The 26229-nt window shown below is 38.3% G+C and carries 20 protein-coding genes and 1 pseudogene; 12 read left to right on the top strand and 9 right to left on the bottom strand.

What is annotated here, in order from left to right; genetic code table 11:
• The first annotated feature begins 41 nt into the window (after window positions 1-41).
• The 5 genes from tnpA (at window position 42) to NST97_RS10775 (ending at window position 5182) form a co-directional block, all read left to right on the top strand.
• The gene (tnpA, locus tag NST97_RS10795) at window positions 42-362 is read left to right on the top strand and encodes an IS66 family insertion sequence element accessory protein TnpA (protein WP_003352856.1); all 321 of its coding nucleotides are present in this window, start codon (window positions 42-44) and stop codon (window positions 360-362) included.
• Complete coding sequence (tnpB, locus tag NST97_RS10790; protein ID WP_003352857.1) at window positions 356-712, top strand: IS66 family insertion sequence element accessory protein TnpB; 357 nt, start codon at window positions 356-358, stop codon at window positions 710-712. The genes tnpA and tnpB overlap by 7 nt, the downstream gene beginning before the upstream one ends.
• Before the next feature lie 61 nt (window positions 713-773).
• Window positions 774-2351 (top strand): IS66 family transposase, encoded by a 1578-nt coding sequence (gene tnpC / locus NST97_RS10785; RefSeq protein ID WP_094245431.1) that lies wholly within the window; start codon window positions 774-776, stop codon window positions 2349-2351.
• 70 nt (window positions 2352-2421) lie between these two features.
• Window positions 2422-3696, top strand: a complete 1275-nt coding sequence (locus NST97_RS10780; protein WP_341343210.1) for an ATP-dependent helicase — start codon at window positions 2422-2424, stop codon at window positions 3694-3696.
• A gap of 304 nt (window positions 3697-4000) precedes the next feature.
• On the top strand, window positions 4001-5182 hold the full coding sequence (locus NST97_RS10775) for an IS701 family transposase (RefSeq protein ID WP_063388773.1): 1182 nt from the start codon (window positions 4001-4003) through the stop codon (window positions 5180-5182).
• Between the two features lie 445 nt (window positions 5183-5627).
• Here NST97_RS10775 and NST97_RS10770 read toward each other — a convergent pair whose 3' ends face one another.
• The 3 genes from NST97_RS10770 to NST97_RS10760 form a co-directional block, all read right to left on the bottom strand.
• A complete protein-coding gene (locus tag NST97_RS10770) occupies window positions 5628-6383 on the bottom strand; it encodes a hypothetical protein (RefSeq protein WP_339193425.1) in 756 nt (251 codons plus the stop codon).
• A 121-nt stretch (window positions 6384-6504) separates the two neighbouring features.
• Window positions 6505-7317, bottom strand: a complete 813-nt coding sequence (locus NST97_RS10765) for an ImmA/IrrE family metallo-endopeptidase (RefSeq protein ID WP_339197666.1) — start codon at window positions 7315-7317, stop codon at window positions 6505-6507.
• Window positions 7307-7747: a hypothetical protein gene (locus tag NST97_RS10760; RefSeq protein WP_339193423.1), complete on the bottom strand. Its 441-nt coding sequence runs from the start codon at window positions 7745-7747 to the stop codon at window positions 7307-7309. The genes NST97_RS10765 and NST97_RS10760 overlap by 11 nt, the downstream gene beginning before the upstream one ends.
• A 468-nt stretch (window positions 7748-8215) precedes the next feature.
• On the opposite strand from NST97_RS10760, the gene NST97_RS10755 reads away from it, so the two are divergent.
• Complete coding sequence (locus tag NST97_RS10755; RefSeq protein ID WP_339195866.1) at window positions 8216-8530, top strand: hypothetical protein; 315 nt, start codon at window positions 8216-8218, stop codon at window positions 8528-8530.
• Between the two features lie 56 nt (window positions 8531-8586).
• On the opposite strand, the pseudogene NST97_RS10750 reads toward NST97_RS10755, so the two are convergent.
• Window positions 8587-8909, bottom strand: a pseudogene (locus NST97_RS10750) (transposase); the annotation flags it as partial.
• A gap of 120 nt (window positions 8910-9029) precedes the next feature.
• Between NST97_RS10750 and NST97_RS10745 the strand changes: the two are divergent.
• Entirely contained in the window at window positions 9030-9503 is a 474-nt protein-coding gene (locus tag NST97_RS10745; RefSeq protein ID WP_133309162.1) for a hypothetical protein, read from the top strand.
• 75 nt (window positions 9504-9578) lie between these two features.
• Complete coding sequence (locus tag NST97_RS10740; protein ID WP_311066568.1) at window positions 9579-10139, top strand: hypothetical protein; 561 nt, start codon at window positions 9579-9581, stop codon at window positions 10137-10139.
• A 2012-nt stretch (window positions 10140-12151) separates the two neighbouring features.
• Here NST97_RS10740 and NST97_RS10735 read toward each other — a convergent pair.
• Window positions 12152-13474 carry a short-chain fatty acid transporter gene (locus NST97_RS10735; protein WP_341343209.1) on the bottom strand — a complete coding sequence of 441 codons (1323 nt, stop codon included), beginning with the start codon at window positions 13472-13474 and terminating at the stop codon, window positions 12152-12154.
• Window positions 13475-13689: 215 nt separating this feature from the next.
• Between NST97_RS10735 and NST97_RS10730 the strand changes: the two genes are divergently transcribed.
• A complete protein-coding gene (locus NST97_RS10730) occupies window positions 13690-14568 on the top strand; it encodes a LysR family transcriptional regulator (RefSeq protein WP_063388774.1) in 879 nt (292 codons plus the stop codon).
• A gap of 545 nt (window positions 14569-15113) precedes the next feature.
• On the opposite strand, the gene NST97_RS10725 is transcribed toward NST97_RS10730, so the two are convergent.
• Complete coding sequence (locus tag NST97_RS10725) at window positions 15114-16421, bottom strand: MFS transporter (RefSeq protein ID WP_144598291.1); 1308 nt, start codon at window positions 16419-16421, stop codon at window positions 15114-15116.
• A 170-nt stretch (window positions 16422-16591) separates the two neighbouring features.
• A complete protein-coding gene (locus NST97_RS10720) occupies window positions 16592-18151 on the bottom strand; it encodes an AMP-binding protein (RefSeq protein ID WP_341343208.1) in 1560 nt (519 codons plus the stop codon).
• A gap of 189 nt (window positions 18152-18340) precedes the next feature.
• Between NST97_RS10720 and NST97_RS10715 the strand changes: the two genes are divergently transcribed.
• Complete coding sequence (locus NST97_RS10715) at window positions 18341-18931, top strand: TetR/AcrR family transcriptional regulator (protein WP_063388770.1); 591 nt, start codon at window positions 18341-18343, stop codon at window positions 18929-18931.
• A gap of 659 nt (window positions 18932-19590) precedes the next feature.
• Here the strand turns inward: NST97_RS10715 and NST97_RS10710 are convergent.
• Entirely contained in the window at window positions 19591-21201 is a 1611-nt protein-coding gene (locus tag NST97_RS10710) for an IS1634 family transposase (RefSeq protein WP_157727865.1), read from the bottom strand.
• 504 nt (window positions 21202-21705) lie between these two features.
• On the opposite strand from NST97_RS10710, the gene NST97_RS10705 reads away from it, so the two are divergent.
• Together NST97_RS10705 and NST97_RS10700 are read left to right on the top strand one after the other, a co-directional pair.
• Window positions 21706-23235, top strand: a complete 1530-nt coding sequence (locus tag NST97_RS10705) for a malate:quinone oxidoreductase (protein WP_339197633.1) — start codon at window positions 21706-21708, stop codon at window positions 23233-23235.
• A gap of 970 nt (window positions 23236-24205) precedes the next feature.
• Window positions 24206-24538, top strand: a complete 333-nt coding sequence (locus NST97_RS10700) for an antibiotic biosynthesis monooxygenase family protein (protein ID WP_340882166.1) — start codon at window positions 24206-24208, stop codon at window positions 24536-24538.
• A gap of 462 nt (window positions 24539-25000) precedes the next feature.
• Here NST97_RS10700 and ald read toward each other — a convergent pair whose 3' ends face one another.
• On the bottom strand, window positions 25001-26131 hold the full coding sequence (gene ald / locus NST97_RS10695; protein WP_144598287.1) for an alanine dehydrogenase: 1131 nt from the start codon (window positions 26129-26131) through the stop codon (window positions 25001-25003).
• Window positions 26132-26229 lie beyond the last annotated feature (98 nt).

Raw genomic sequence — 26229 nt, 5'->3', positions numbered from 1 at the left:
TGAGATAATCTCCTCAAGATGAAATTGAAGGAGGTTTTTTTATGCCTAAGAATCCTGAATTACGAAAGGTTTGGGAACAACGAATCGCTGACTATCGTAAAAGCGGTCAAACTCAAGTAAACTGGTGCAAGGAAAATCAATGGAGTATTCACCAGTTTAAATACTGGTTAAGAAAAATTGAAAATCCAATAAAAAATCAAGGAAAGTCTACAAAATGGGCATCCGTTACCCTAGAAGATCATTCACAAACAGTTGAAAATTCATTACGGATTGAAATTAGTGGGATTTCAATTGAAGTAAAACCTGGTTTCGATCCGGCCTTTCTTTCAGAAGTGGTTAGGACGTTGAAATCAACATGTTAGTTGGTACAAGAGCTGAACGAGTTTACTTGGCAAAAGGAAGTACTGATTTGAGAAAATCCATTGATGGATTAGCTGCTTTGGTGAAAGAGGGATTTGATTTAGATCCCTTTTCATCAAGCTATTTTGTGTTCTGTAATCGAAAGCGAGATAAATTAAAAATTCTTCACTGGGACTATAATGGTTTTTGGCTTTATTATCGTCGATTGGAAAAAGGAAAATTTCAATGGCCAAATGAAAATGACACTGGAACGATACAAATTAGTTATCGGCAATTACGCTGGTTATTGGATGGTCTTGCAATGGAGCAAAAGAAAGCACACCCAGAAGTAAAGGCTAGAACAGTTATATGAATTTTTTACTTTTAACAAAAACCTTGGAGGAAAATAGCTAAAACCGTCGAATTATTACTACATGATGAAAAATTTAAAGAATCCTAACCAAAACCCATTTGAATTAATTGAAAAACTTCAACAGCAAATCGTTGAATTGACGGCGAAATTACAATGGTATGAAGAACAGTATCGTCTTAGTCAAAAACGAAAATTTGGCTCTTCAAGCGAAAAAACAAATCCTAATCAATTAGAACTACCTTTATTCAATGAAGCAGAGGTAGAGTCTAATGTAAAAGCCGAAGAGCCAACTGTTGAAACAATTACATATCGTCGTAAAAAGAAACGTGGTCAACGTCAAGCTACGTTTGAAAACCTGCCTATGGAAACGATTGAATATCGTTTACCCGAAGAAGAGCAGGTCTGTTCGTGTTGCGGTGAAAAAACACACGAAATGAGCACAGAAGTACGACAAGAATTAGTGATTATTCCGGCTCAAGTCAAAGTTTTAAAACACGTTCGATATGTCTATGGATGCCGTCATTGTGAGCGTAATGAAATAGAGACACCAATCGTTACAGCACCTGCCCCAAAATCTGTGTATCCAAAAAGTTTAGCTTCACCGTCAAGCATGGCATATATTATGAATCAAAAATATGTAGAGGGGCTACCTCTATATCGCCAAGAACAACAGTTCAAACGATTAGGTGTGATCTTATCCAGGCAAACCATGGCCAATTGGATGCTTTATGGTGCCGAAAAATGGCTTGCGCCAATTTATCAACGAATGAAAGAGCATCTCCTCTCTAAAGACATTCTACATGCGGATGAAACAACTGTTCAGGTTTTACATGAACCTGGAAGGTCAAGTACATCGAAATCTTACATGTGGCTTTATCGGACTGGAAGAGAGGATCCACCACTTGTCCTTTATGACTATCAGGAAACTAGAGCAGGAGAACATGCCAAAGAATTCCTAAAAGGGTTTAAAGGATACCTGCATGTCGATGGATATGCAGGATACCATAAGGTATCCGGCGTAACATTAGTTGGATGTTGGGCTCATGCCCGCAGAAAGTTCGATGAGGCTTTAAACGTACTTCCTGAATCCAAACGTCATTCAGCAGTCACAGCTCGGGAAGGACTCAATTTCTGTAATCAGCTATTTGCCATCGAGCGTGATTTGAAAGAATGTACACCAGAAGAACGATATAAAAAACGACTTAAACACAGCCAACCATTGTTGGAGGCTTTTTCAGCATGGCTAAAAACAGAGAAAAGCAATGTTTTACCAAAGAGTCTATTAGGTCAAGCCATTACATACTGCCTCAACCAATGGGAAAAACTCGTGGCATTTTTAGAGGATGGACGTTTAGAAATCGATAATAATCGAAGTGAACGATCCATTAAACCATTTGTGATCGGAAGGAAGAACTGGATTTTTAGCAATACTCCGAAAGGAGCTAAGGCCAGCTCAATCATTTACAGTATTGTGGAGACAGCAAAAGAGAATAAATTAAATCCATTTTATTATCTTCGCTACTTATTTGAAAGGCTTCCCAATATGGATATAAGCAATATGGATGAGCTTGATCAACTACTTCCTTGGTCCAAAACAATTCCTTTGAATTGTCGGGTTTTTAATAACTTATCACAATAATAGTATTTAATCCCTATCATTAAAAGGTGGGGATTATTTTACGCTTACTTTGCTAAGGTGGCTTGAAAATTTGCAATATAGGTATGATCCAGAAGAAAATTTAAAGTTAGTAGGGAATCCCGAAAAAGCAGGCGCAATTAAAAAGGTGGCTGAAATTTTAGAAGATGATTTGATAAGTTATAAAAAATTATTTTGGTCAAATGGAAAAATTGATCATGATGATGTTTTATTTTTTAGTTATGTATTAATTACAAAGTATCCATTTATATTAAAAGTTTTAAGATCAAAATTTCCATATTTTTTCTTGGATGAATTTCAAGATACCAATCCGATTCAAGCAAAAATTATTAAATTAATAGGAGAAGAAGAAACTATTATTGGCATAATAGGGGATCCTGCACAGTCCATTTATTCCTTTCAAGGGGCAAGTCTAAAAGATTTTAATAATTTTCAATTAGAAAACATGGTCCAATATCAAATTCTTGAAAATAGACGAAGTTCAAATCAGATTATTAATTTATTAAATAGTGTTCGAATGGATATTGTACAAAATAAATATAAAAATATTGATAATGATGTACCTATATTATTTATTGGAAAACCTATAGATGCTTTTAATAGAATAAAGCAATTATATGGGGAAGATATTATTATTCATACATTGTCTAGGGATAATCTTACAGCTAATGCGATGAAGTCAATGATTACTTTAGATGGAATGAATACAAACTTATTAACAATATTTAAAGAGGCGGATACTGATCCAAAGAGATATAAAATAATTTTAAACTCGGTTGAATCCGTTGAATTTGCACGAATTGGTGATTATAAAAATGCATTGGAAAAAATGAAAGAGTTGTTTAGTGATTATTCAAATAAAGAAAAAATAAACAACTCTATTATATTACTTCAAGAGTTATTACGTAACTATAGTAATTATAAAGATAAACCTATTATGGATTTTTATAATATTTTAAAACCATACTTTAAATTTATGGCTGGATTTAGAAAAGGAGCTGCTAAAGATTTTTATAATAGAAATTTATATAAGCACATTGCGATTTGTATAAATTATAAAGATGATATTAGTCATCATCGTACTATTCACAAAGCAAAAGGTGATGAATTTGAAAATGTTTTATTAATTTCGGAATCTGCTGAATTTTTAATTAGTCCTGATTTAGAAAATGAAGAGGAACATCGGATTTATTATGTTGGTATGAGTAGAGCGATAAGTCTGTTATTCATTGTAGTTCCTAAGTTATTAAAGAAGGAACAGAAGTTTATAAAAGAAAAATATAGTATTCGGATAGAAGATCTGTCGGACATTCCACAACTTAATTGAATTCAAATATAAACTTATTAATATTTTTTTAGAAATTGATTCCAGCCTTTCTTATATGAGAGCAATGTTGCCGAAAGCGATTTTTTATCTAGGATAGTAAGTTTTTCAAACTAAATAAGTAGATAAGGAGATCTTTTAGAGATGCAAACTGATTTTTATGAGTTAAAAAAAGAATTAATATATAACTGTAGATGAGCAAATTCACTAACATAAATTTACATCCGAACAAAAAAGGAGACATGAACCCGATTCCTTGATTAGAATAGATGTGTCACCAAACCATTCTCAAGGAGGTTCATGTCTCATGAATAGACTACCACATCACCAAGGAATCGACAAGTTTTTCGCAATGTTGGGGCTGGCCCTTTATTTCTCTAAGCCGGTCATGAAGCATCTCGTTCATATTATCGATGCGCTGACAACGAAAGGATTTGTGGGAACCTTGACCGATCTGCATCATGAGAGCTTTCATCCCAACCATCGAACGACACTGAGCCATTTTTTCACGAAAAGCCCTTGGGATGAAGAAATCTTGCTTCGCAAACTCCAGCAGTGGATGCTTCGTCATGTGGAACGAACGGCCAAGCGAAAGAATCACCCCATTTTTGTTTCGATCGATGATACGATCTGCCGAAAAACGAAGCCTTCGTCACAGGCGAAACACGCTATTGAAGGGTGTAATTGGCATTATTCTCACGCGGACAAAAAGTCGATTTGGGGACACTCTCTCGTCTGGCTCATGGTTCATACGATGACGCAAGCCTTTCCCTTTGCGTTTCGCCTCTACGACAAGGCGGATGGGAAAAGCAAGGGTCAATGGGCCATCGAGATGCTTTCTTCTTTGGATGTGCACGGTTCTGTTTATGTGCTGATGGATTCTTGGTACCCATCGAAAACACTCGTGGAAGCCTGCCTGAAAAAAGGATTCCACGTCATTGCGATGCTCAAGACGAATCGGGTTCTTTATCCAAAAGGCATCGCCATCCAAGCCAAACAGTTTGCCCGCTATATCGAACCGAACGACACCCATCTCGTCACGGTGGGAGAAGAGCGTTATCGCGTGTATCGCTACGAGGGAGCGCTGAAAGGTCTCGATGATGCCGTTGTGTTGTTGGCTTGGAAAGCCGATCAGCCGATGACACCTGAACATCTTCACTGCGTCTTGAGCACCGACCGGGAGCTAAGCGATGAAGAGATCTTGCGCTACTATGCCCAGCGTTGGTCGATCGAATGCTTTTTTCGACAAGCGAAAGACCAGCTGAAGCTCGATGGGTACCGCGTTCGTCAACGTCGGGCGGTGAAACGGTATTGGATCTTGGTGCAACTCGCTTATGTGTACAGTATGGTCGAATCCAACAGCGATTTCTCTACCGGGCTTGACTTCCTTCGAAAGAAGAAAGGACATAGCCTCGTGGAGTTTATTTACGATGCAGCGAAACAAGATATTCCCATTGATGTCGTTAAAAAACAGCTTCATGTGGCATAAGGGGTACTCCGTTTGTCTCTTTTTACATGGTAATTATTGTAATGAAAATTGCTCAACTACAGTATATAAGAAAGTAGCTGATTCAATTCAATTTTTGGATAACGTTTTATTTAATTTTGAAACACTAAAATATTGAAGGAATTTTATAAACAAGTTGACAGAAGAATATGACCGAAGAATCAAGGAGTATCATTCAAGAATTAATAATAAATTGCGAGATAGAGGTAGTGCCTCTATAACTAGTGGTTTCAGGCAAACACTGCTACATCAATATGTCTGCGATTACCACCCAAGCCATGTGGAGTGTGTGGCGAAGATGGTTTTGAGGGAAAATTAAGCTGAGGGAGCTGGAAATCCGTAAAGATTTTCGGAGCTCCATCTGCTTTTATTTCGATTTAGTCAATGAAGAAAATTCAGGGATTGCCTCATGGAAGGACAGGAACTTTTAAAATTGTATTTTGATTATTTGTTGGCTAATCCATTCAACCAATTTTTGGTTGGAAATGGGTGTGTGAAAAGAGGTTCCGTTCAAACTATATAGAATATTTCTTGATTGATCACGATTGCTTTTTTCAATCAAATCGAACAATTCTTCTTTACTTAAATCAGCTTGATGAAAAAGAGAAAGAATTAAGGATTCATAGGACATGAATTGATAAAGTTGAATAAGGTCAAAAGTATGATCGATATTAATTAATTCCATTAACCTCTCATTGTTTAAAAATGTCCTAAAAGGTCCATAAATTCCCTTTTCATCTTCACTGACGATATAAACAGGACCGAAATACAAGCTCAATAATGCGAGGGAAAAAATAGTGATAAAACGTTCGCCGGCATTTTTTCCATTGGCAATAATACAACCAATTAATGTTTCTAGAGCAGCTTCAGAATGAGAATCGATTTCTTTAATGGAATCACGTATTGTTTGATTCGTTCTGACAGCTTCTAAAGATATGTTTTTCAATATATTGAATGCAGCTTCTTTTGTGCCAATCATATCCCTTAATAATTCAAATATGATTTCTAAATCTACTACATATATTTCATGCTCTGTAGAAAGAATTCGAAATAATTCATAATAGTATTGTTCAAATGCCTTTTCATCTGGTAAGTTTTTGGAGGCTCCCTCAAGGATGATGTCTGGAATAAGAATAAGTTTAGAAAATTGAAATCCCTTTTGTATTATGAAAGGATTACACACAGCATCCTTCCTTAGCTTTGACAGCATCATATTATCCATAATGTAAAGTGCTTGATTAGCGTATAGAGACTTTTTTAGGCTATCCAAATGAAATTGGATAAAAGGTTTTATGGGACGGATCTTAGGATTTTCGATAGCCTTCATTTTCACTTTCACCCGCTGACTCTTTTCGCCAATCTAGCACTAATTGATATAATTTTTTATATTTATTGATAATGGATTGGTAATCTTCTTCATTTAGGTTATTCTCCGCTTTTGATATCAAGTTTTTATAATCGTCAATTTTAATTTTATTGCTGGCTGCAAATAAGGTACAGTCTATTTCATCAGGCAGGTTATTTTTATAATCATAATCAATAATATCTTTCGCTTCATCTATGGTAATGAATTGATTTTGAACCAGTTTTATTACGATTGCCTTATAAGGAACTTCAAAAACAGGAATTAAATGAACTGCAATATCGGCTAAACTAAGACTGTTATCCTTTTTCAAAAATGCATATTTCCGATTTAAAATATGATCATTAATAAGAATTTCACCTGCAAAAAGATTTGGCAGTCTCTCCTTTTCATCAAAAATACTATCTACCATAACAAAATTTTCTTCTTTTTTCTTAACTCTATCTTTATCAAAATAAAAGTGGTAGAACTCATGCGCCCACATAAAGTTCTCATAAATTTTAGGCTGTGCTGTATTGATTTGTATATAAAAATCCTGATTGTAATAAAAAACTAAACCGCCATAATCATAATTTTTAATGGGAAATTCTAATACGCGTGCATTTTCATATAAATAAGTTTTAATGAATTCTAAAGGCTTAGGGGCAATAAGAGGATCACCGGAAGACTTTAACATCTCAATTTTTGATTTCACTTCAGGCAAATAATCTCGGTTAAAATTGACTACTTGTTCTATATTCTCTTTATTGATCACGATGTTCTCCCCCAAACATAACTGGTGAATGAGACAAAGGTTTGAGAACATCAATCAATTCTACAAATTCTCTAAAAACTTTCATACCTTCTTTAAATGCTTCATTCACTTCTCCATTTAAAGAAAGTGCAGCAAAATCCATAAAATTTTGTTCTTCAATTTTTTCATTGACACCTTTAGGCAAATCCATTTCTTTACGATGAAAATAAAACGGATCTTTAATTCTAAACAGCTTTAACATTTTCTCCTCAAATTGATCAACATTTCCTTCACCTTTAAGAAATCTATAAAAAGCACCTTTACTTATTCCTAATCGATCTATAACCCAGCTATGTTTTACACCTTTCGCATCTAAATATTTCCTTATATTTTCTCCAATGATTTTTTTGGTCTCGCTCATCATCACACCTCCAAGTCTTTTGGTATTCATTTTATATACTTCTATATATTATTATACGCAATATGCGTAAAAAAGCACATTATGTTAGATAAAATAGTACGCGTTTTGAATACTTTTATAAGATGAATGTTTCTTACAAAATAAAAGTGCAGAGAATTGCAAAATCCTTATGCAGTGATATGCAATGGAGCTTTATATGGAGGGGGAGCCATGATAACCTTTTTTGGTTTTGCCAAAACTTTGAAGCTGGCGCTTGGCTAAAGAATCATGACTACAGAGGAGCCATGTAAATTTGTGATAATAATTTAGAACCTATTGATTTCTGCTTTCATTTCGACTGGTCGATGATCCGATGAAGAAATTGTGACGTTAGTCTTTAAAGAACAAGAACACCTCGAGGTTTTGCTCTAACGCGCTTCCCAAGCTGTAGAAGCCCTGCCCCAGATCATTACCGACATAGTGGACTTTATTACCAATAACCTGCCTGAGATTATCGCAATGGGCATCGAGCTTACAGTTCAGCTCGCGGCAGGATTAATTAAAGCGATTCCGCAGCTCGTAGCCTCGCTGTCGCAGATTATCGCGGCCATTGTCAGTAGTTTGGGAAAGGCCGTGGGCGCTGTATTTGAAATCGGTAAGAACATCGTAACCGGTCTGTGGGAAGGCATCAAGTCTCTCGCTTCGTGGCTCGACGAAAAGGTATCCGGCTTCTTCTCCGGCATCGTGGACGGCGCCAAAAGCCTGCTTAGTATCAATTCGTCCTCGAAGGTATTTGCTGGTATCGGCCAAAACATGGGCGAGGGATCGGCGTAAGCTTTACCGAGGCCATGTCCAGAGTGGAGAAGGAAATGCGAAAAGCCATCCCCATCGATTAGAGGACCCCTGGACTGGACTCGATTATTCTCCCGCACTTTAAGATACAAGGCATCTCAATTAAAAAAGGGTAATGAGTTTGTAGGGGCTTCATTTTAAATTCATGGACTATAGGGTCTAGTTTTTTGCAAAGGGCTGAAACGGTGGATTTCGAGAATTTCTTGTCACATAATTGTTCTGTAATTTTTTGTACTTTCCGAGTTGAAACACCGTTTACCACTATTTCCAACATAGCAAGCAATAATGCTTGTTCGCTACGCTGATAGCATTCAAAGAGATCGGTACTAAATTTGCCATTACGATGCCGTGGTACGTGTAAGTGGCAAATATGAAATTTTGTGTAAAATAATGGTAATATCTGGACGATATATATAATGAGGGTCAATTATTCTATGGGCTGGTGAATCCTCAAAAATAACATTTGAAAGGGGGTGCTTATATGAAAGCAAAGAGGTTAATCAGTTTATTGCTTGTGATGGTCGTAGTATTTTTCATGACAACAACCGCATTCGCCGCTTCGTCATCGAAAACATTCACCTCATCCTCTGGAACAATCGGTTCAATGAGTCTGTATCTTGACCCGGGTGAGAGTGGTTCCTCGTCTATTGCTACAATTAATGTCTCCGGATTACCGGCAGATGCGGTCATTACAAAGGTCGTTGCTGATTGTAACACGATGTCGTATTCTGGCGCAATCCTGTCAAACAGATTGTATATAACAACTAGTAACATTTCCGGATGGACATCGGCACCATGGGGATCTGGTAACAAAACAGAAATTTCTGCAGAATTGATTGGCACACTTGCGAATGGCACATATCAACTTTACTATACGGGAACCAACGTCAGCAGTTTGTCTCCCGGTTATAAAACATATAAAAATATAAAGCTGACGGTGTACTACAACTACTAAACAACATCTTAAACCCGGATAGGTAAGTAGTGGTTATCGCCAGGTATTTTCCAGCAAAGTATCAGGCGAAATCCTATGAAAAGGAGTGAATGGAAAATAAGTCGTATAAAACCATTAGATGTCAACTTAATCAATATATTGCTTGGAACAAAAATTGACAATAAGCTGCGGATGAATGGCTTTCCGTCCCCTGACTTTACCAGGTTCGATTTCTGCACGAAAACAGCCCCTGCCATGAGTGAAGAAGAATTCAGAGAGGCTATTATTGAACAGGCAAAAAAAGATGCTGCCAAAGGTATCTGTGGCGGTGAATCTGCGGGCTACAGAAATCTTATGAAAAGCTATATTTCCGTTGTGTCTCCAGATAGAAAAGGTATTATCGCAAAAGCATCCCAAAGTTTTGCCGGCAAAGGCCGAATATCCTTTGTGGAGTTCAAAGATGCAGGTAATAATGTCATTGCCCATTATTCACAAAATAATGGTTGGACAATGGTGATGACAAAAGCAGAAATGGCACGAACTAGTGAGTTTAGCGCAATATACGTTGAAGCATGGCGCGAGGCATATTATGGGAAAGGCAATACTATCGATGGTGCTGCCATCTCATCGGGAAGTACATTCAGCGTATCTGTTTAATCTCACCAGTTTCTATTCAATTTTCGGGCGGGGGTGTCCGATAAGTCCCTAAAATGAAGCAAGTGGAGAAAAACAATGCGTTTCTCTCCACCTGCTTGTGCGCCCGGCATGGGTGTAATCTATAGGGTGAAAGTCCCGAGCTGCGAAGGCAGAAGTAGCAGTTAGCTTAACGCAAGGGTGTCCGTGGTGACGCGGAATCTGAAGGAAGCGAGCGGCAAACTTTGGGTCTCTCGGAACACGAACTTCATATGAGGCTAGGTATCACTGGGTGAGTTTGCAAGACAAAACAAAGCCCTTTCTGCCGAAGGTGATACAGAGTAAATGAAGCAGATGGATGGAAGGAAAGATTACACTCTTACCCGGGGAGGTCTGGCTGGCACGCCAAGTAACCTTGGTAACCTATCTAGTGATAGATAGCTGAACCGTCAGAAGTCAGCAGAGGTCATAGTATTAGTTGGTCTAGAACAACTAAGAAGGACCGAACAATTAAGAGAGAATAGCCCTTGGCATTCAGTGAGTCATGATGAACACAGAAAACGTAGTACCTCACTTGAGGGAGGAAGCGGTGAATCCCGTGGGAGATCTCTTGGAGGGTGGAGTGACCACTGGCATAAAGAGAACAGCTATTCACGGAAGTTATAAAGACTTGCGTCAATTATCTTAATTGAACCGCCGTATACGGAACCGTACGTACGGTGGTGTGAGAGGACGGGAGTTAATCGCTCCCTCCTACTCGATTTATATTTTTTCGATTTTTATCTGAAAGTAGCTTTTGGAAATGGATTAGCAGTTTTCTACCGCGGTGGAACCTCACACCCTCACTAAAGTGGCGTGCTTCTCCATGTTTCTATGAGAATTTCCTGCTTCATTACCTCGCAGCCTATCTCTACAAGCTTCGATCCACTCCTGCATTGATTGCGTAAAATATGCTTCGAGAATTCTCTACTGGCTGTACAATCTTTTTTAGAAAAATACTCTGTCAAACAATGACAAAAACAATTCCTGCTCCTATGAGTCAGGAGTTTCTTTGTTGTATTTTCTCCCTTTTTGTGACAAAAAACGGATTTACCGAAACATAGACCCTATATATAGAAGTTAGTAGTTTGTTTCGACATAGAGTGAAAAACCACGTCCAGAAATGACAGACATCACACCACTTCTGGCGAGAAAACCAAACAAAGGAACAAATCCAAAAAACAATTAGAACTGTTTGTTAAAATTATCTATTTTGTATTTTGGGAGGCAGATTATTGAAAAAAAGGCACATCGTTTAACTGATATGTCTTTTGCGAATAGGTTTCTATAAAATGCAATAGGCTTTCCCTGTTGCGATCCTCTCTTATTTTTCTTCTCCTCTATGAAAAAAGAGATGGTGATTTTTTCTGGTTTACGGTTTTTGAGTGATAGAACCGATCTTTTTATCTATTATTAACGTTTTCAATAGGAAATTGAAATTGGAATTATCCAATAGTTTAGAAGGAGAAGAAAATGATGAATGAGGAAAAAATGAAAATGATCGAGTTGGCTGTGAAAGATTTGGTTTTGTAATGCACAAATTCAGGACACAAAACGGTCTGCTTTAATTGGATTATGTCAAAAATTATTTGAAAAAGCTCATCGGCCGGGATTCGATTCATCCTCAGTATCTAACGGGAGAGATAGTAACCTTCTGCACAGCACAGCAAGCACGGCAACATTTTTTTAGGAGAAACAGCAAAGTGGGAGTATTTTTTACAAGAAAATATGCATCCAGTCCCATCATTAGACAAGAATGCTGGAACGATCATGTTCCTAATTGGAACAAAAAAAAGGGAACCATTTTCAAAACACCCGGGATACCGTCAATCCCGTCAAACGGAGAAGGAACAAAAAAAGGATTAAAAGCAAATGATAGTTTTTGATAAACTTAAAAAAACCCATCCCAAGAATGCTGGCGTCATAACAGCATTCTTGGGATTTGTTTGTAAAACATAGAATATTGGGAAAATTTTTGTTATGGGACAACTGAAGCTTTAAAACAGCAGAAATCCAATGGAGATCGGGATAAAACTGAAAATTAGAATCATGACGCAAAATCCCATAATATCTCGGATGTGGAGGCCTGCGATCGCTAAAATGGGAAGCGCCCAAAACGGCTGGATCATATTTGTCCAAGCATCTCCCCAGGCTACCCCCATTGCTGTTTTGGCCGGATCTGCTCCCAATTCCATTGCTGCCTGAATCATAATCGGTCCTTGAACCGCCCATTGCCCGCCCCCGGATGGAACAAAGATATTGATTAAGCCAGCGCTAAGAAAGGAGAGGTAAGGCAAGGTTTGTTCGGTCGAAACACTGACGAACCATAATGCGATTTGCTCAGACAATCCTGAATGAATCATCATTCCCATAATTCCAGCATAAAAGGGAAACTGGATGATAATCCCACCGGCGTTTTTAACGCCGTTCGCTACCGTATCCAGAAACCTTTTCGGTGTTTGATGAAGCAAAATTCCAAGGAAAAGGAAAATAAAATTGACGATATTAATGTTTAGGTTAAATCCGTTTACAACAAAATGATAAACAATAAATGCAATTCCCATAATGCCGATGATCAGGGATATTGTCCGACTGTTTTCCAATTTTTCTGCTGGTGTCATAGGTGTCACATGCTCTACTGCTGCTGCTTCTTCATTTGGAATCACCCATTTCGTTCGATCTTCGAGCTGGCTCTCTGCATTTTTTAACAAATAACGGTTAAACAGCGGCAAGGTGATCAAAAGGGCAATAACAATAAACAAATTTGTCGGGCTAAAAAGGGTTTTCGTCACTGGGATCACGCCCATGGATTCCTCCAAAAAGTGGCCCGGGGTTGCAATGGTAAGTGGGATCGAACCGGAAAATCCCCCGTGCCAAATGAGGAATCCGCTGTATGCACTGGCAATTAAAATACGGTAGTCGACGGATGGAACATGCTTGGCAACATGTATGGCAAACAAAGCGCCGATCACCAGCCCGAAACCGTAATTAATCAGGCAGGCGATTAATGAAACAATGGTTACAAGCATGACGGCATGGACAGGGGTGCGTGCAAAGGTGCTTACTTTCGCCAAAAGCCTTTTAATGACGGGAGTGTTTGCTAATATATAGCCGGTTACAACCACAAGGGTCATCTGCATGGTAAATTCCAGTAAATCCCAAAAACCTAAACCCCAATGGGTGACCATGTCCACTGGACTGTTGTCTGTAAAGAAAACACCTAATAAATATACTAAAAACGTTAAAATAATGGCGAACAGCAAGGCATCAGGCAAATAACGCTGCACCACCCGGTTGAAAAAGGATGTAAGTGTCTTCAATGGTTTCTCCTCCCTTTAGCAAATAATAAATTCTGTTTGATTTTTCCACCGGTTCCGTTAAAAAATAAGAACAAGTAAATGAGCGCATGATGGAATCGCTTTCAAAATCCCTTTTTGCATCCGCTTACATAAAAGTTTACACAGGGACAAACGGTAAAGTAAAATAAATAAAATGAATCTTATTTATTACATTTGGGAATAAAAAGGGGGATTCGATGGAACTTCGGGACATTCAATCCTTTATTGAGGTGGCCAATCATCAGAGTTTTACAAAAGCTGCGGAGCACTCCTATTTATCCCAGCCGTCATTAAGTAAAGCCGTGAAAAAGCTGGAAGAGGAATTTCATATGGAACTATTGGAACGGTCCACGAGGCATATTCAATTGACGGATGCAGGAAAAGTTGTTTATGAACAGGGAAAAAAGTTAATGAGTATTTTGGAAGAAACGAAAATGCTGCTGGATGAACTGGCAAACGTCGCCATTGGAGAAATTAAAATCGGCATTCCTCCCCTTATTGGAACGTTGTTTTTCCCTTCCATTGCCGGAAACTTCCATCAACAATACCCGAATGTCAAATTGGAGTTGGTGGAGGTTGGCGCAAGGGTAGTAGAGCAGCTGGTAGAAGAGGGGGAAATTGATGTCGGCATTGTGGTTCTGCCGGTGGATGAATCCATTTTTCACATTTCTTCTTTTTTTACGGATGAATTTGTCCTTTTTATCCACAAGGATCATTCTCTGGCCTGCAAACAAAGGGTGTCCGTCAAAGAATTGGAGAAGGAAAGCTTTATATTATTTGCAAAAAACTTTACGTTGCATGAATTTATCATTAACACCTGCAAAAATTCTGGTTTTACCCCGAATATCGCCTATGAAAGTTCCCAATGGGATTTAATTTTGGAGCTTGTTTCATCAAAAATGGGGATCACATTGCTGCCGAAAGTGATAGGCGGAAAACAAAATAATCCGGATATTGTTATTATTCCCTTGAAAGAAAAGGTTCTTTGGCATCTTGGTATTATCACGAAAAAGGGTCGGTACCGCTCCTTTGCTTTGAAAAAATTGCTGGAGATGCTTACGGAACAAGAGAAGTGATATCTATACATTCCATTTCGAGTAACATTGTATTTCAATGAATAAATAAACCGTTTCCTAATGATGGAAAGTACCTTGGGACGGAAATTCCTTGGCTGCATTCTTTCATTTTTTGTACAAAAGATATAATAAACGTATAAATTGTTGGTGAATGAAAAAGTTATCCGTACGACGAACATTGATAACCGTCTTTAAACGATTCTCTGTCAGGGGGACCAGCCGATTCAGCGGCACTAACTGTATCCACTCTGAGCCGCCAACTCAAGAGCGGATTACTTTTTTAAAAAAGACAGTATTGGTCCATCCACCCCCAGAGGAAATAGCGAGCATGAGAGATTCAAATAATGTCAAGGCATCCCCTTTCCTTCAGGGAGTGGCTCCACCCTTGAGTTTTTCGTTTCTAGCAACTGCGTAAGAGGCATTCACACCATAATTAGGCCCCACACATAGATATACCAAAGGAGTTTTATTTAAAAATGAAAACAGGGTAACCTCATTCAATAATTTTATGGTACCCTGTGGAAGGATAGAAATCTTATTTTCCCTTACATTTTTATGCTGAAATTATTTTCAGCTGTTTCAATATGATGATCGTATAACGAACGTTTTCTCGTATCCGGAACTAACAGACTTAAAATAAGGGATAATATAATGCCTCCCATCATAAATCCGCCAAAGACCCATGGGGAAGGACCGAAGGATTCGGCCATTGTTGTCCAAATCATTGGACCGAAACCAACAATGGCGGCTGCCACTTGATACCCGAAGGATAAACCTGTGTAGCGAACCTTTGCCGGAAATAATTCGGAGAATAAGGTGCCCTGTGTTGCGAAAATCGATGCCCAGATGATTCCCAGCATCACGCCTTGCATGATGTATAACCAGGAAGCGCCCTCGTCAACCAATGAAAAATAAGGGATAGATAAGATAAACAATAAAATTAATCCGACAATATAAATGAGTTTTCGGCCAATATAATCAGACAAGTATCCTACAACCGGAATGGTGATAATCATAGTCGCGCAGCCAATGGTAAGGGCTGTTAGTGCCACTTGGTTGGAATACCCCAAGTACACCGTAGAATAAGAAAGAATAAATGACATTAAGAATACATTGAAAAATCCGTCCCCAATTTTTAAACCGATAGCATGCAAAACACTTTTCCAATTCGTTTTGAACGTTTCCAAAAATGGTATTTTCGCAATTGCTCCAGCTTCCTTTTGTTGTTTGAAGGCAGGAGTCTCTTCAATTCCGCTTCGGATCCAGAGCGCGAGTCCAATCAGAACGACACTAAATAAAAACGGAATCCGCCATCCCCATGCCAAAAATTGTGTATCAGAAGTAAAATAACTAATAACCGTTAAGCTTAATGAACCGAGAACTAAACCGATAGGTACACCTAACTGGGGAATGGAACCATACAGTCCGCGAAGGCCTTTCGGGGCATATTCGGTGGCCAACAGAACAGCTCCACCCCATTCACCCCCAAGGGAAATACCTTGGATGAGCCTTAAAAGGACGAGTATAATCGGCGCCCAAATACCAATTTGCTCATAAGTAGGAAGAAGACCAATCAAAAATGAACTTCCGCCCATTCCAATAAGTGTAAATATTAAAGCGGCCTTTCTTCCCATCTTATCACCAAAATGACCGAAGATAATGCTGCCGATAGGTCTGGCTGCATAGCCGATGCCAAAGGTTGCAAAAGAAAGCAACAATCCTACAGCCGGATCATGACTTGGAAAGAATAGAAATGAAAACACAAGTCCCGTAGCAGTACCATATAGGTAAAAATCATACCATTCAATGACAGACCCTGATAAGCTGGCAAACAAGATACGGATTTTGTTCATAAAAATACACCCCTCATCTCACATATCTAATAATCAAATTCAAATTCTCTTTTTGAGGGAATTCACGGTTATTTCATTATCGCTTGCACTGGAACGGCGGAATTTCATTAACGACATTCCGAGGTTTAAAATATTGGAAAAGCAGGTTCATAAAAGTAAATTGAATGATTTTAAAGTACATTTTCGGATTTCCTCAACAAATGTTTTTGAATTTTTCCGACAGACGTTCTAGGAAAGTCCTTCACAAACTCGATGGTATTCGGTATTTTAAATTTTGAAAGACGGTTCCGGCAATGTTCAATCAGCTCCTGTTCCGTCGTTTGTCTTCCTTCTTTTAAAATTACAAACGCTTTAATGGCCTCATCCCGCATCTCATCAGGCACGCCGATGACAGCGGCTTCATACACGTCCGGATGTTCCATGATTACATTTTCTACTTCCATTGCCGCTACGTTTTCTCCAGCACGTTTGATCATATCCTTTTTTCGATCAACGAAGTAAAAATAACCGTTTTCTGTCATAATGGCGTTGTCCCCTGTATACAGCCAGCCGTCTTGAATAGTTTCGTTGGTTGCCTTTTCATTTTTGAAATACCCTTTCATAATAGTGCGCCCCGGAATGCCTTTTACAATGATCTGACCGGGTTTGTTGACTGGTACTTCTTTTCCGGTTTCATCCACAAGTTTGACTTCGGCGCTGAGGATGGGTTTTCCGATTCCGGTATTGTCCTTTTGTCCATATAATGGATTCATTAATGGCGGTGCTACAGTTTCTGTCATTCCGTATAGCTGCAACAGCGGTACATTGTATTTTTGTTCAAATTCCTGCAGTTGTTCAGGCGTGACCGATTGGGCAAAGATGATTAAGCGGAGAGGATTTTCTTTGTCTGCCTCGTCAAAACGCTGTGCTAAAATCATGCGGATGGGTGCTGCAAACAATGAACCGACCGTTGCATGCAACCTCTTTGCCTGCTTAAAATATTGGGAAGCACTGAACCGTTCCGTAATGGCAACACTTGCTCCAACGGTTAAGGCAGGCATAAACAGATAGTATTGGCCATTGCCATGAAAAAGAGGAAGTACGATCAAAGCCCTGTCTTCTGGGGTAAAGTTCAGGGTCTTCGAAACAGCCTCGCCAGTATAAAGATAATTGGCATGAGTAATCATGCATCCCTTCGGCTTAGAAGTTGTTCCCGAAGTATACATGATGGAGACAATATCATCGCTTTTAAGGGATATAGGAGGAATGTCTCCCTCTGCTTTTTCAATTAAATGATCCACGCTTATTTCTTTGTATTGATCATTTTTGCAGCGGCTTAACAATATTTTTTTAAGATTTGGCAGTTTGTTATGAATTGATTGAAATTTTTCCAAATACCCCTCTTCTGTAATTAGGAGAACCGATTCCGAGTGGGCTATTGTATATTCCATTTCATTTGCAGTCGAGAGGATGTTTGTTGGTACCATAACCGCACCGACTCTAGCCAATGAAAACCAGCAGACAATGAAGTCAGAACCATTTGGAAGATGGAGAGTAACCCGGTCGCCTTTTTGAATCCCTAAATCCAAAAGTACTCGGCTGAATTTATTCACTTTTTGCAAAAACGTCTGATAAGTATACATGGTGGTTTTTTTGTTATTATCTTCAAAGACAAGAAATGGTTTATCTCCGTGTAACCTGCATTTTTCATGAAGCAAATCGATAATCGTTCTTTCTCCAATAATATCCATCGATTTCACCCCCTATAGTAAACGCTTACAACGAAAATAGACTATAGTCTTTATAGACCATAGTTTATTTCAATATATTTGATTTGTCAATAATATTTTGTTAATTTAGAATATTTTGTATAATAGGTTTTCCAAGACCATTAGATATAATAAAAGACAAGTTGAGTTAGGAAAAAAGGGGATTTTTTTATGACATTAAATGCAAAGCAAAAAAAAGCGCTTAAAACCAAAAAAAGAATTTTGGAAACAGCTTTGGAGCTGTTTAGTCAAAAAGGATATAACCAAGTCACTGTGGATGAAATCGTCGAGAAAAGCAAAACGTCGAAGGGAGCCTTTTACGGGCATTTTGCTTCGAAGTCAGAAATTTTTTTGGAAAAGTTTAAGGAAATTGATAACTTTTATGATGAATTTTGCAAAACATTGCCGAATGATTTATCTGCTAAGGAAAAAATTATACGTCTTTCCATCACACAAATGAAGTATTTGAAAAACGATTTAGGGAAAGAGTTAATGCAAACGATTTATATGAATCCTCAAAGCGCCAAGTTTCTTGCGGATACGAATCGAAGATTATATCACATTCTTGAAAATTACTTACAAGAGGGACAGGAAAAAGGGGAGTTCACCGAAGATTTTTCAATACAAGAGCTGGCCATGATCATTTCCAGGTGCATGCGGGGAACTTTATATGATTGGTTTATTTTCGAAAAGGAACTAGATCCGGTCATCGAGATTGAAAAGATGCTTCAAGCGGTTTTTCAAGGAATTGAAAAATATTGATTCAAAAAATTACTAGAGCTTTAGAATCGTAGGAAACTACTTATCCTTGGTATGAAATTGAGCCATACTCATCATCCTTTTCTTCCTCTCTTTATGTTTGAATGTTCTGATACTTACAAGCATAAGAGAGGTTTTGAAAATGGGAAATCACGTGGCTCATTTTTTATGTGGTCGATCCTCTGTAAAGTGACTTAATATTAAATGATCAAATTCAAACATACATCCTATATGTAAAAATTTGTGTTTTTTTGCATAGAGTGAAAAACCACGCCAAAAAATGACAGAACATCATCACTGCTGGCAAGATAAGCAAACAAAGGAATAAATCCTAAAAAAACAATTGGAACTGTTTGTTCAAATTATCTATTTTGGGAGGCAGAATAAGTGACTGATTTTATAATTGAGTGACATGTTCATCATCTGTTGTTTGAAGAGGTGATTTATCTGTTTTATTTTGTGCAACTGTTCGCGTTTGCATCAACGTAAAAATTTTCGATATCCCCCTTTAACCAAGATATATCCCATAAAGAGCTCTATTTGACTGCTTATGGATTCTTTTTTGATCTTCTTTATCGCTCAAGTTTGACAGAGTACACTAAAGAAAAGCCCGAAAATACTGGTGTTTTGGACTTTACCCACAACACGTACCACTACACTTGTTAGTGGCACGTGTTTTTTTCTAATACTCTAGGAGGCGCTTGTGTGACAAGTGCTTCAAATGCTAGATTTGCTTGACCTTGTAATTCTGTACGAACGATTTGCTCTTCACCATTCACGCGTATTTTCGAGGCCTTCATCTGGCTTACATCATGCAAAATATCCTTTACACTTGTTTGGCATCCTATTTCTTTTAGCTTATAGGCCAAAAAGGATTCCATGACAAGCGCAAGGAAACAAACCATGATATGGCCTCGAATACGAGATTCCACTCGATGGTACATCGGGCGAAGTTCTAGATTCGACTTCAGGTTACGAAAGGCTTGTTCCACTCTCCACAACTCTTTATAGGCAAGTGCTGCCTCTTCATCCGTTAATGACGAGTTGGTCCGAATGGCGTACTTTCCGTCAAACTTTTCGTCATTGGATACCTTCTCTTCATCAATTTTGGCCGATGCTTTTTCTATCGTTAAAAACTTGGAATACGCACGGTTTTTGACGAGTCCAGATGGACCGAGTTCATCAAGCTTCGATTGAAGGTTTTCTAACACGACTTGACGACTCGCTCGATCACGTTCTTCAGCGTCCGGATTGTAACAGAGTACATACGTTTCGCCATCGATTTTCTTTGACTTCACTTTTAGATTCGGGAGAACCTTCTTATATGGCCCACGGATGGATAATAGCTCTTGGGCTTTCTTCGACTTTCGTAATTTGACACCCACAATATATTCCATGCCCAGTTCACGAATTTGATCTAAGTTGGCTTCACTAACCATTCCGCGGTCTCCCACTAGAATGACTTTCTGAATAGGATAGCGCTTCTTCAGATCTCCAACCACCATGCCAAATGTCTTCGTATCATGCATGTTTCCAGGGAAGACTTGATGCCCAATCGGAATCCCTGTTTTGGTCATTAATAAGCCAATCACGACTTGTTTTCGATCTCCACGATGATCTTTGGAGTAACCATAGTGAGCCAGCAGTTCGTCTGCTTCCTCTCCTTCGAAATAGGTGCTTGTCGTGTCGTAAAACACGATATCTACTTCTAATGAGGTTAAATCGGTTAAATGTCCATAAAGTTGTTCCTCAATTTTTTCTTTTTGTTCACTTAAGAAGTCTAATGCACGATAGTAGTGATGGAGTTGAATGTCTGAAAGACCTTCTGCATAAATCGTGTCGATCCATTGTTTGAAGATATAATGCTTACTATTGGGATCCATGAGACGGTTTAACACCATAGCAAAAATGGCTTCGTCATACCGAGAAGCAGCCTCGGAATCATCCATGATTTTACGTAATAGCCGACCAAGCCCTAACTTTTCCCATACCTTTCGGAACAGATAAACCGGCCCAAACTCTTTTGTCCAAAGCACGGAGACAGAAGAGGAAGAGCCTTGCCCGTGAATTCGGTCAAAGTAACGCTCTGAAAATTTGGCTAATCCCTCGATTATGTTATCGACAGAGCCATTCTCTAATAAATGTTCTAACCTCCCTAGATTACAAAGCGTTTGTTGCCGAACTTTATTGTCTACACGAAATGTACGACATATTTGTAGATATTGACGAACAGAACCATTTTTATTTTTTTGCTTATTAATTCGAATATACATAGCACTAATAGTATAACATATATTACATATTATTGGATATACAAAAGTTATCCACATAACACTACATAATGATTATATTTTCGATAAAAAAAGTGGATAACTATTGGTATAATCACCTTTAGTTATCCACATGTAGTGAAATGGTGTCAAACTTGAGTATCGGTAGAAACTCTTATTTAAACAGCACATCTCATTCGTTCAGGTGATATCTGGCGATTGGTAAATAATAGGATATGTTGGTGGAGTAAAATGATTCATTTTCAAGAAAAAATTAATTTTAGCGGTCTGGTTGTATAAAGTTGATATAGAATCTGTAAATCTATAAATAATCGTGATGGACTTTAATTAGAAATACTAATAATGAACTATACTTAAATAATGATATACTATAATTAAGATATAATTGTTGTAGAAAAGGCGTGTGGCGAAAGCCATGTAGAGCTTTGAATTAGGCAGGTCGCCTGCATCCTTTCTACAAATATTGGGGGATAAGGATGGGGAAAAATGAGTAGCAGACAAACTAACACAGACGTTATTTTAATTGGTGCCGGAATTATGAGTGCGACTTTAGGGACACTGTTGAAAGAATTAGCGCCGGAATGGGAAATTAAAGTGTTTGAAAAACTCGACAAACCAGGAGAAGAAAGCTCTAATGAATGGAATAATGCAGGAACGGGGCATGCTGCACTATGTGAGCTTAACTACACACCCGAGAAACCGGATGGATCTATTGATATTAGCAAAGCTATAAAAATTAATGAACAGTTCCAAGTTTCCAGACAGTTTTGGTCTTACCTTGTAAAAAACAATCTAATACAAAATCCGCAGGAATTCATCAGACCGCTGCCCCACATGAGTTTAGTCCAAGGGGAAAATAATGTGAGATATTTAAAGAAACGTTTTGAAGCGCTATCAAACAATCCATTATTCCAAGGAATGGAATTTTCTGATGACCCGGAAAAACTGAAAGAATGGATTCCGCTTATAATGGAAGGACGTACATCGAATGAACCGATCGCAGCAACCAAAATCGACTCAGGTACGGATGTTAACTTTGGAGCTTTAACACGCATGTTATTTGACTACTTAAAAGAGAAAGATGTCGAAATATACTACAAGCATAGTGTTAAGGATATTAAACGCACAAGCGACGGTTTGTGGGAATTGAAAGTGAAGGATCTCAATAGCGGTTCAGTTGAAATCCATAAGGCTAAATTCGTATTTATTGGAGCCGGCGGGGGAAGTCTGCACTTGCTTCAAAAATCTGGTATTCCAGAAGGTAAACATATTGGTGGTTTTCCTGTAAGCGGATTATTTATGGTATGTAATAATCCAGAAGTTGTAGAGCAGCATCATGCAAAAGTTTACAGTAAGGCTAAAATTGGTGCACCTCCTATGTCAGTTCCGCACCTTGATACACGGTATATCGACAACAAAAAAACATTGCTCTTTGGACCGTTTGCAGGCTTCTCGCCTAAGTTCTTAAAAACTGGTTCAAATTTGGATTTGTTTGCTTCCGTAAAACCGCACAATTTCGTAACTTTGTTGGCATCAGCCTTTAAAAACTTTTCTTTGGAAAAATACTTGATCGAGCAGCTTCTGTTAACGAAAGAAAAGCGCATGAATGAGTTGCGTGAATTTATCCCGACGGCTAAATCAGAGGACTGGGATATAGTCGTCGCAGGCCAACGTGTGCAAATTATCAAAGATACTGAAGCTGGCGGTAAAGGAACGATTCAATTTGGTACAGAAGTTGTTACGGCTGCAGATGGCTCGATCGCTGCATTGCTCGGTGCTTCTCCTGGAGCTTCTACTGCTGTACACGTAATGCTTGAAGTAATTAAAAAATGCTTTCCTCAACATTTGAATAAATGGGAACCGAAAATTAAAGAAATGATTCCTTCTTATGGTGTGTCACTAGTGGAAAACCCGGATCTTTTCCATGAACTTCATACTTCAACAGCAGAGACGCTTGGTCTAAACGGACAAGAACCGATCTCTGGTGTAAACGAAAAAGAACCGGTTTATAGCTAATTTCTTGGATGAGAAACAAAGGTGTGGAATGAATAAAGTTTAAAACAGCCACTTTTCATCAGTGGATAATTGTTTCTATAATAAAGAAAAGAGACTGATAAGTCAATGATTTTAAAGCAGAGATAATATAAAAAAATTGCAGAATAATAGAATATAATTGAAAATAATCCGTTTTTAAAAATTTTTTGTCACGACGAAAAAAAGAGGGATGTCTAATAAGTCGTTTTTTCGACTTATAGACCTCCCCTTTAATGTTTTCGTAACGTTTATATATTGATGTTTATGTGTTTTTTGTTTTAATGACGTTTTGATTTTTGATATGCCTCCCCATTAGGTAGACAGATTAAAAAATAAAAATCTGTTTATCTTCATGGGGAGTTTTATTATGATAACCAAAAGAGTTTATCCTTACGGTGTTACACACATGCGGAATTTGAATGGAATTATGGAGAAGCCATTTTTGACAATAAAGAGCTTGCTCTGCCGCAGCCTTAAAAGCATTGTAAAACTTGTGTTCGTAAAGAGACACCTGTCTTGGATAAGATTTAAACTTATTTATCAAGATTGACAACAATATTGCCACGTAAAAAACATGTTAGGAGTTGATTTCGTTTGACTTCATAAACGTGTGTTTTTTTGTTGCGAACTTATATTAAAATAGTTTTTTAAAATAATGAATGAATATTATCTTGGCTAATGGAGTATCTGATACGAAAGCCGGACAGGTAGAGAAACAATTAAATAGTGATAGTGTGCCGGCAATTCAATTTTTCATCTGGTGGGGACAGCGGAGCTATATCGTCATATGTTGTGCTGTGGATCAGGCGCTTTGCTATTGGCCATCATCTTTTTAAATGAATTGATAGAGAAGAGTTTTGAAAAAAGATGAATATTTCTTGCGGGTATTATTGAAAATGATAATTGTTATCAAATATAATAATGTATAATCACTATGAAAGGAGCAATGTGAGTGTTTGTTCAAATAAATACTATTTTAGTGACAGAAGGACATGCCGATCGAATTGTTGACCGCTTCACTTCACAGGGAATAATCGAACAGCAGTCGGGTTTTATCGATTTAAGCGTGCTTAAGAAAAGGAAGAGAAAAGGGAATGAAGAGATCCTAATTATGATTCGCTGGGAATCAGAAGAGGCTTGGAAAGCCTGGGAGAAGAGCGAGGCTCACCTTGCTTCTCACCGGGCGAACCGAGGCAAGCCTGCTCCCTCCTACATTTTGGAGAGCCGTCAAGATGTCTTCTATGTGCTGGGTCAGAAAGGCTATGTAGAGTCCTCTACTCGATAAAATAAAGCAGCCTCCAGTCCCAAAGTAGGTTTTTCCTGAACATATGCTCTAAAAATTTTTAAATGCCCATTCATTTTAGCTGATGGTCAATTGTGAATGGGTGTTTTTTTATTGCTTAAGAATCTATTCATGCGTGGGGTTTCTGGATCCAATTGAGCGTCAAAAAGGATTAGAAGAACTTAAATCATTGCTATTAGAAGAATAGTAGATACATAAGAAGGGGAGATCGTTGTTGGACGCGATCTCCCCTTCTGGATTTTATGGTATGCAAAGTCCGTACACGGTGGCATTAAGACACACATCTAATTTTCAGTTGCTGAGTGTTGTTGAGAATTATTATTCAATAATTGGCATGATGTGCCGAAAAAAAGATGGAATAAAAATGCAAATGAACGTTCGTCCATTTAAAGAATCCTAAAAACACCCTTCACAGCTAAGCATGAAGGGTGTTTCATCAGCGTTTTAAGAATACAATCGTTCGGAGATAACGTCATCGACTGGAACATAGTCATAGCCAAGGTCATGTGCTACTGCTTTAAAAGTTATATTTCCATTCATGACGTTCACGCCTGTTTTAATCGCTTCACTTTCTTTAATTGCTTTGATTACACCTTTGGAAGCAATTTGCACAGCATATGGAATCGTGACATTTGTTAGGGCAATTGTTGCTGTACGTGGAACCGCACCTGGAATGTTGGCGACTGCATAATGCAGCACTCCATATTTTTCGATAATAGGATTGTCATGAGTTGTTGCATAATTAATCGTTTCAAAGTTTCCGCCTTGATCAATAGCAACGTCGATTATGACTGACCCGGGCTGCATAGATTTTACCATTTCTTCCGTTACAAGCTTAGGTGCTTTTGCACCGGGAATCAGCACCGAACCGATAACTAAATCGGAGTCTTTGACAGATTCTGCAATATTATAAGGATTTGACATTAACGTCTGCACAGTTGAACCAAAAATGTCTTCTAATTGACGCAGGCGAGCAGGATTTAAGTCAATAATTGTTACATCTGCACCAAGGCCTTGTGCAATTTTTGCTGCATTCGTTCCGACTACACCGCCGCCAATAATCGTGACTTTCCCGCGTTTGACACCAGGAACACCGCTTAGCAGTATTCCCTTTCCTCCTTTAGATTTTTCCAAATATTGCGCCCCGAGTTGAGCTGCCATGCGGCCGGCAACTTCGCTCATTGGTGTCAATAATGGCAGTGTATTATTGACGGTAATTGTTTCATAAGCAATAGCGGTTACTTCATTTTCCACTAAAGCTTTGGCCAATTCCGGTTCATTTGCCAAATGGAGATAGGTAAATAAAATTAACCCTTTTCGGAAATATACATATTCAGCCGGGAGGGGCTCTTTTACTTTCAGAATCATTTCTGCTTTTTCCCAAACCTCTGAAGCTCTTTCAACAATCTCGGCACCAGCCTGTTTATACTCTTCATCGGTAAAACCGCTTCCGATTCCAGCGTTTGCTTCAATAACAACTTTATGTCCTGCATTTATTAATTGCACAACCCCTGCAGGTGTGATAGCTACACGATTTTCATTATTTTTAATTTCTTTCGGTACCCCGATGATCATCCTCACCATCTCCTTAAAATAACATCTGCACCACTATCATATCTCTTTTAGTTGAACCTTACTTTATGAAAAAATCAGAAAACCGCAAAAGTAATTTG

The organism is Aeribacillus sp. FSL K6-1305 (genome assembly GCF_038050115.1).
In the GTDB taxonomy this organism is placed as follows: Bacteria; Bacillota; Bacilli; order Bacillales; family Aeribacillaceae; genus Aeribacillus; species Aeribacillus composti.
Note: the sequence above shows the minus strand (reverse complement) of the source record. Positions and strands in the feature narration are given on the sequence as shown.

Coding starts and splice junctions, on each gene's coding strand:
- tnpA (WP_003352856.1), top strand. CDS start 42: ATGCCTAAGAATCCTGAATTACGAAAGGTTTGGGAACAACGAATCGCT.
- tnpB (WP_003352857.1), top strand. CDS start 356: ATGTTAGTTGGTACAAGAGCTGAACGAGTTTACTTGGCAAAAGGAAGT.
- tnpC (WP_094245431.1), top strand. CDS start 774: ATGATGAAAAATTTAAAGAATCCTAACCAAAACCCATTTGAATTAATT.
- NST97_RS10775 (WP_063388773.1), top strand. CDS start 4,001: ATGAATAGACTACCACATCACCAAGGAATCGACAAGTTTTTCGCAATG.
- NST97_RS10760 (WP_339193423.1), bottom strand. CDS start 7,747: ATGAATACCAAAAGACTTGGAGGTGTGATGATGAGCGAGACCAAAAAA.
- NST97_RS10755 (WP_339195866.1), top strand. CDS start 8,216: ATGGGCATCGAGCTTACAGTTCAGCTCGCGGCAGGATTAATTAAAGCG.
- NST97_RS10745 (WP_133309162.1), top strand. CDS start 9,030: ATGAAAGCAAAGAGGTTAATCAGTTTATTGCTTGTGATGGTCGTAGTA.
- NST97_RS10740 (WP_311066568.1), top strand. CDS start 9,579: ATGAAAAGGAGTGAATGGAAAATAAGTCGTATAAAACCATTAGATGTC.
- NST97_RS10730 (WP_063388774.1), top strand. CDS start 13,690: ATGGAACTTCGGGACATTCAATCCTTTATTGAGGTGGCCAATCATCAG.
- NST97_RS10725 (WP_144598291.1), bottom strand. CDS start 16,421: ATGAACAAAATCCGTATCTTGTTTGCCAGCTTATCAGGGTCTGTCATT.
- NST97_RS10720 (WP_341343208.1), bottom strand. CDS start 18,151: ATGGATATTATTGGAGAAAGAACGATTATCGATTTGCTTCATGAAAAA.
- NST97_RS10715 (WP_063388770.1), top strand. CDS start 18,341: ATGACATTAAATGCAAAGCAAAAAAAAGCGCTTAAAACCAAAAAAAGA.
- NST97_RS10710 (WP_157727865.1), bottom strand. CDS start 21,201: ATGTATATTCGAATTAATAAGCAAAAAAATAAAAATGGTTCTGTTCGT.
- NST97_RS10705 (WP_339197633.1), top strand. CDS start 21,706: ATGAGTAGCAGACAAACTAACACAGACGTTATTTTAATTGGTGCCGGA.
- ald (WP_144598287.1), bottom strand. CDS start 26,131: ATGATCATCGGGGTACCGAAAGAAATTAAAAATAATGAAAATCGTGTA.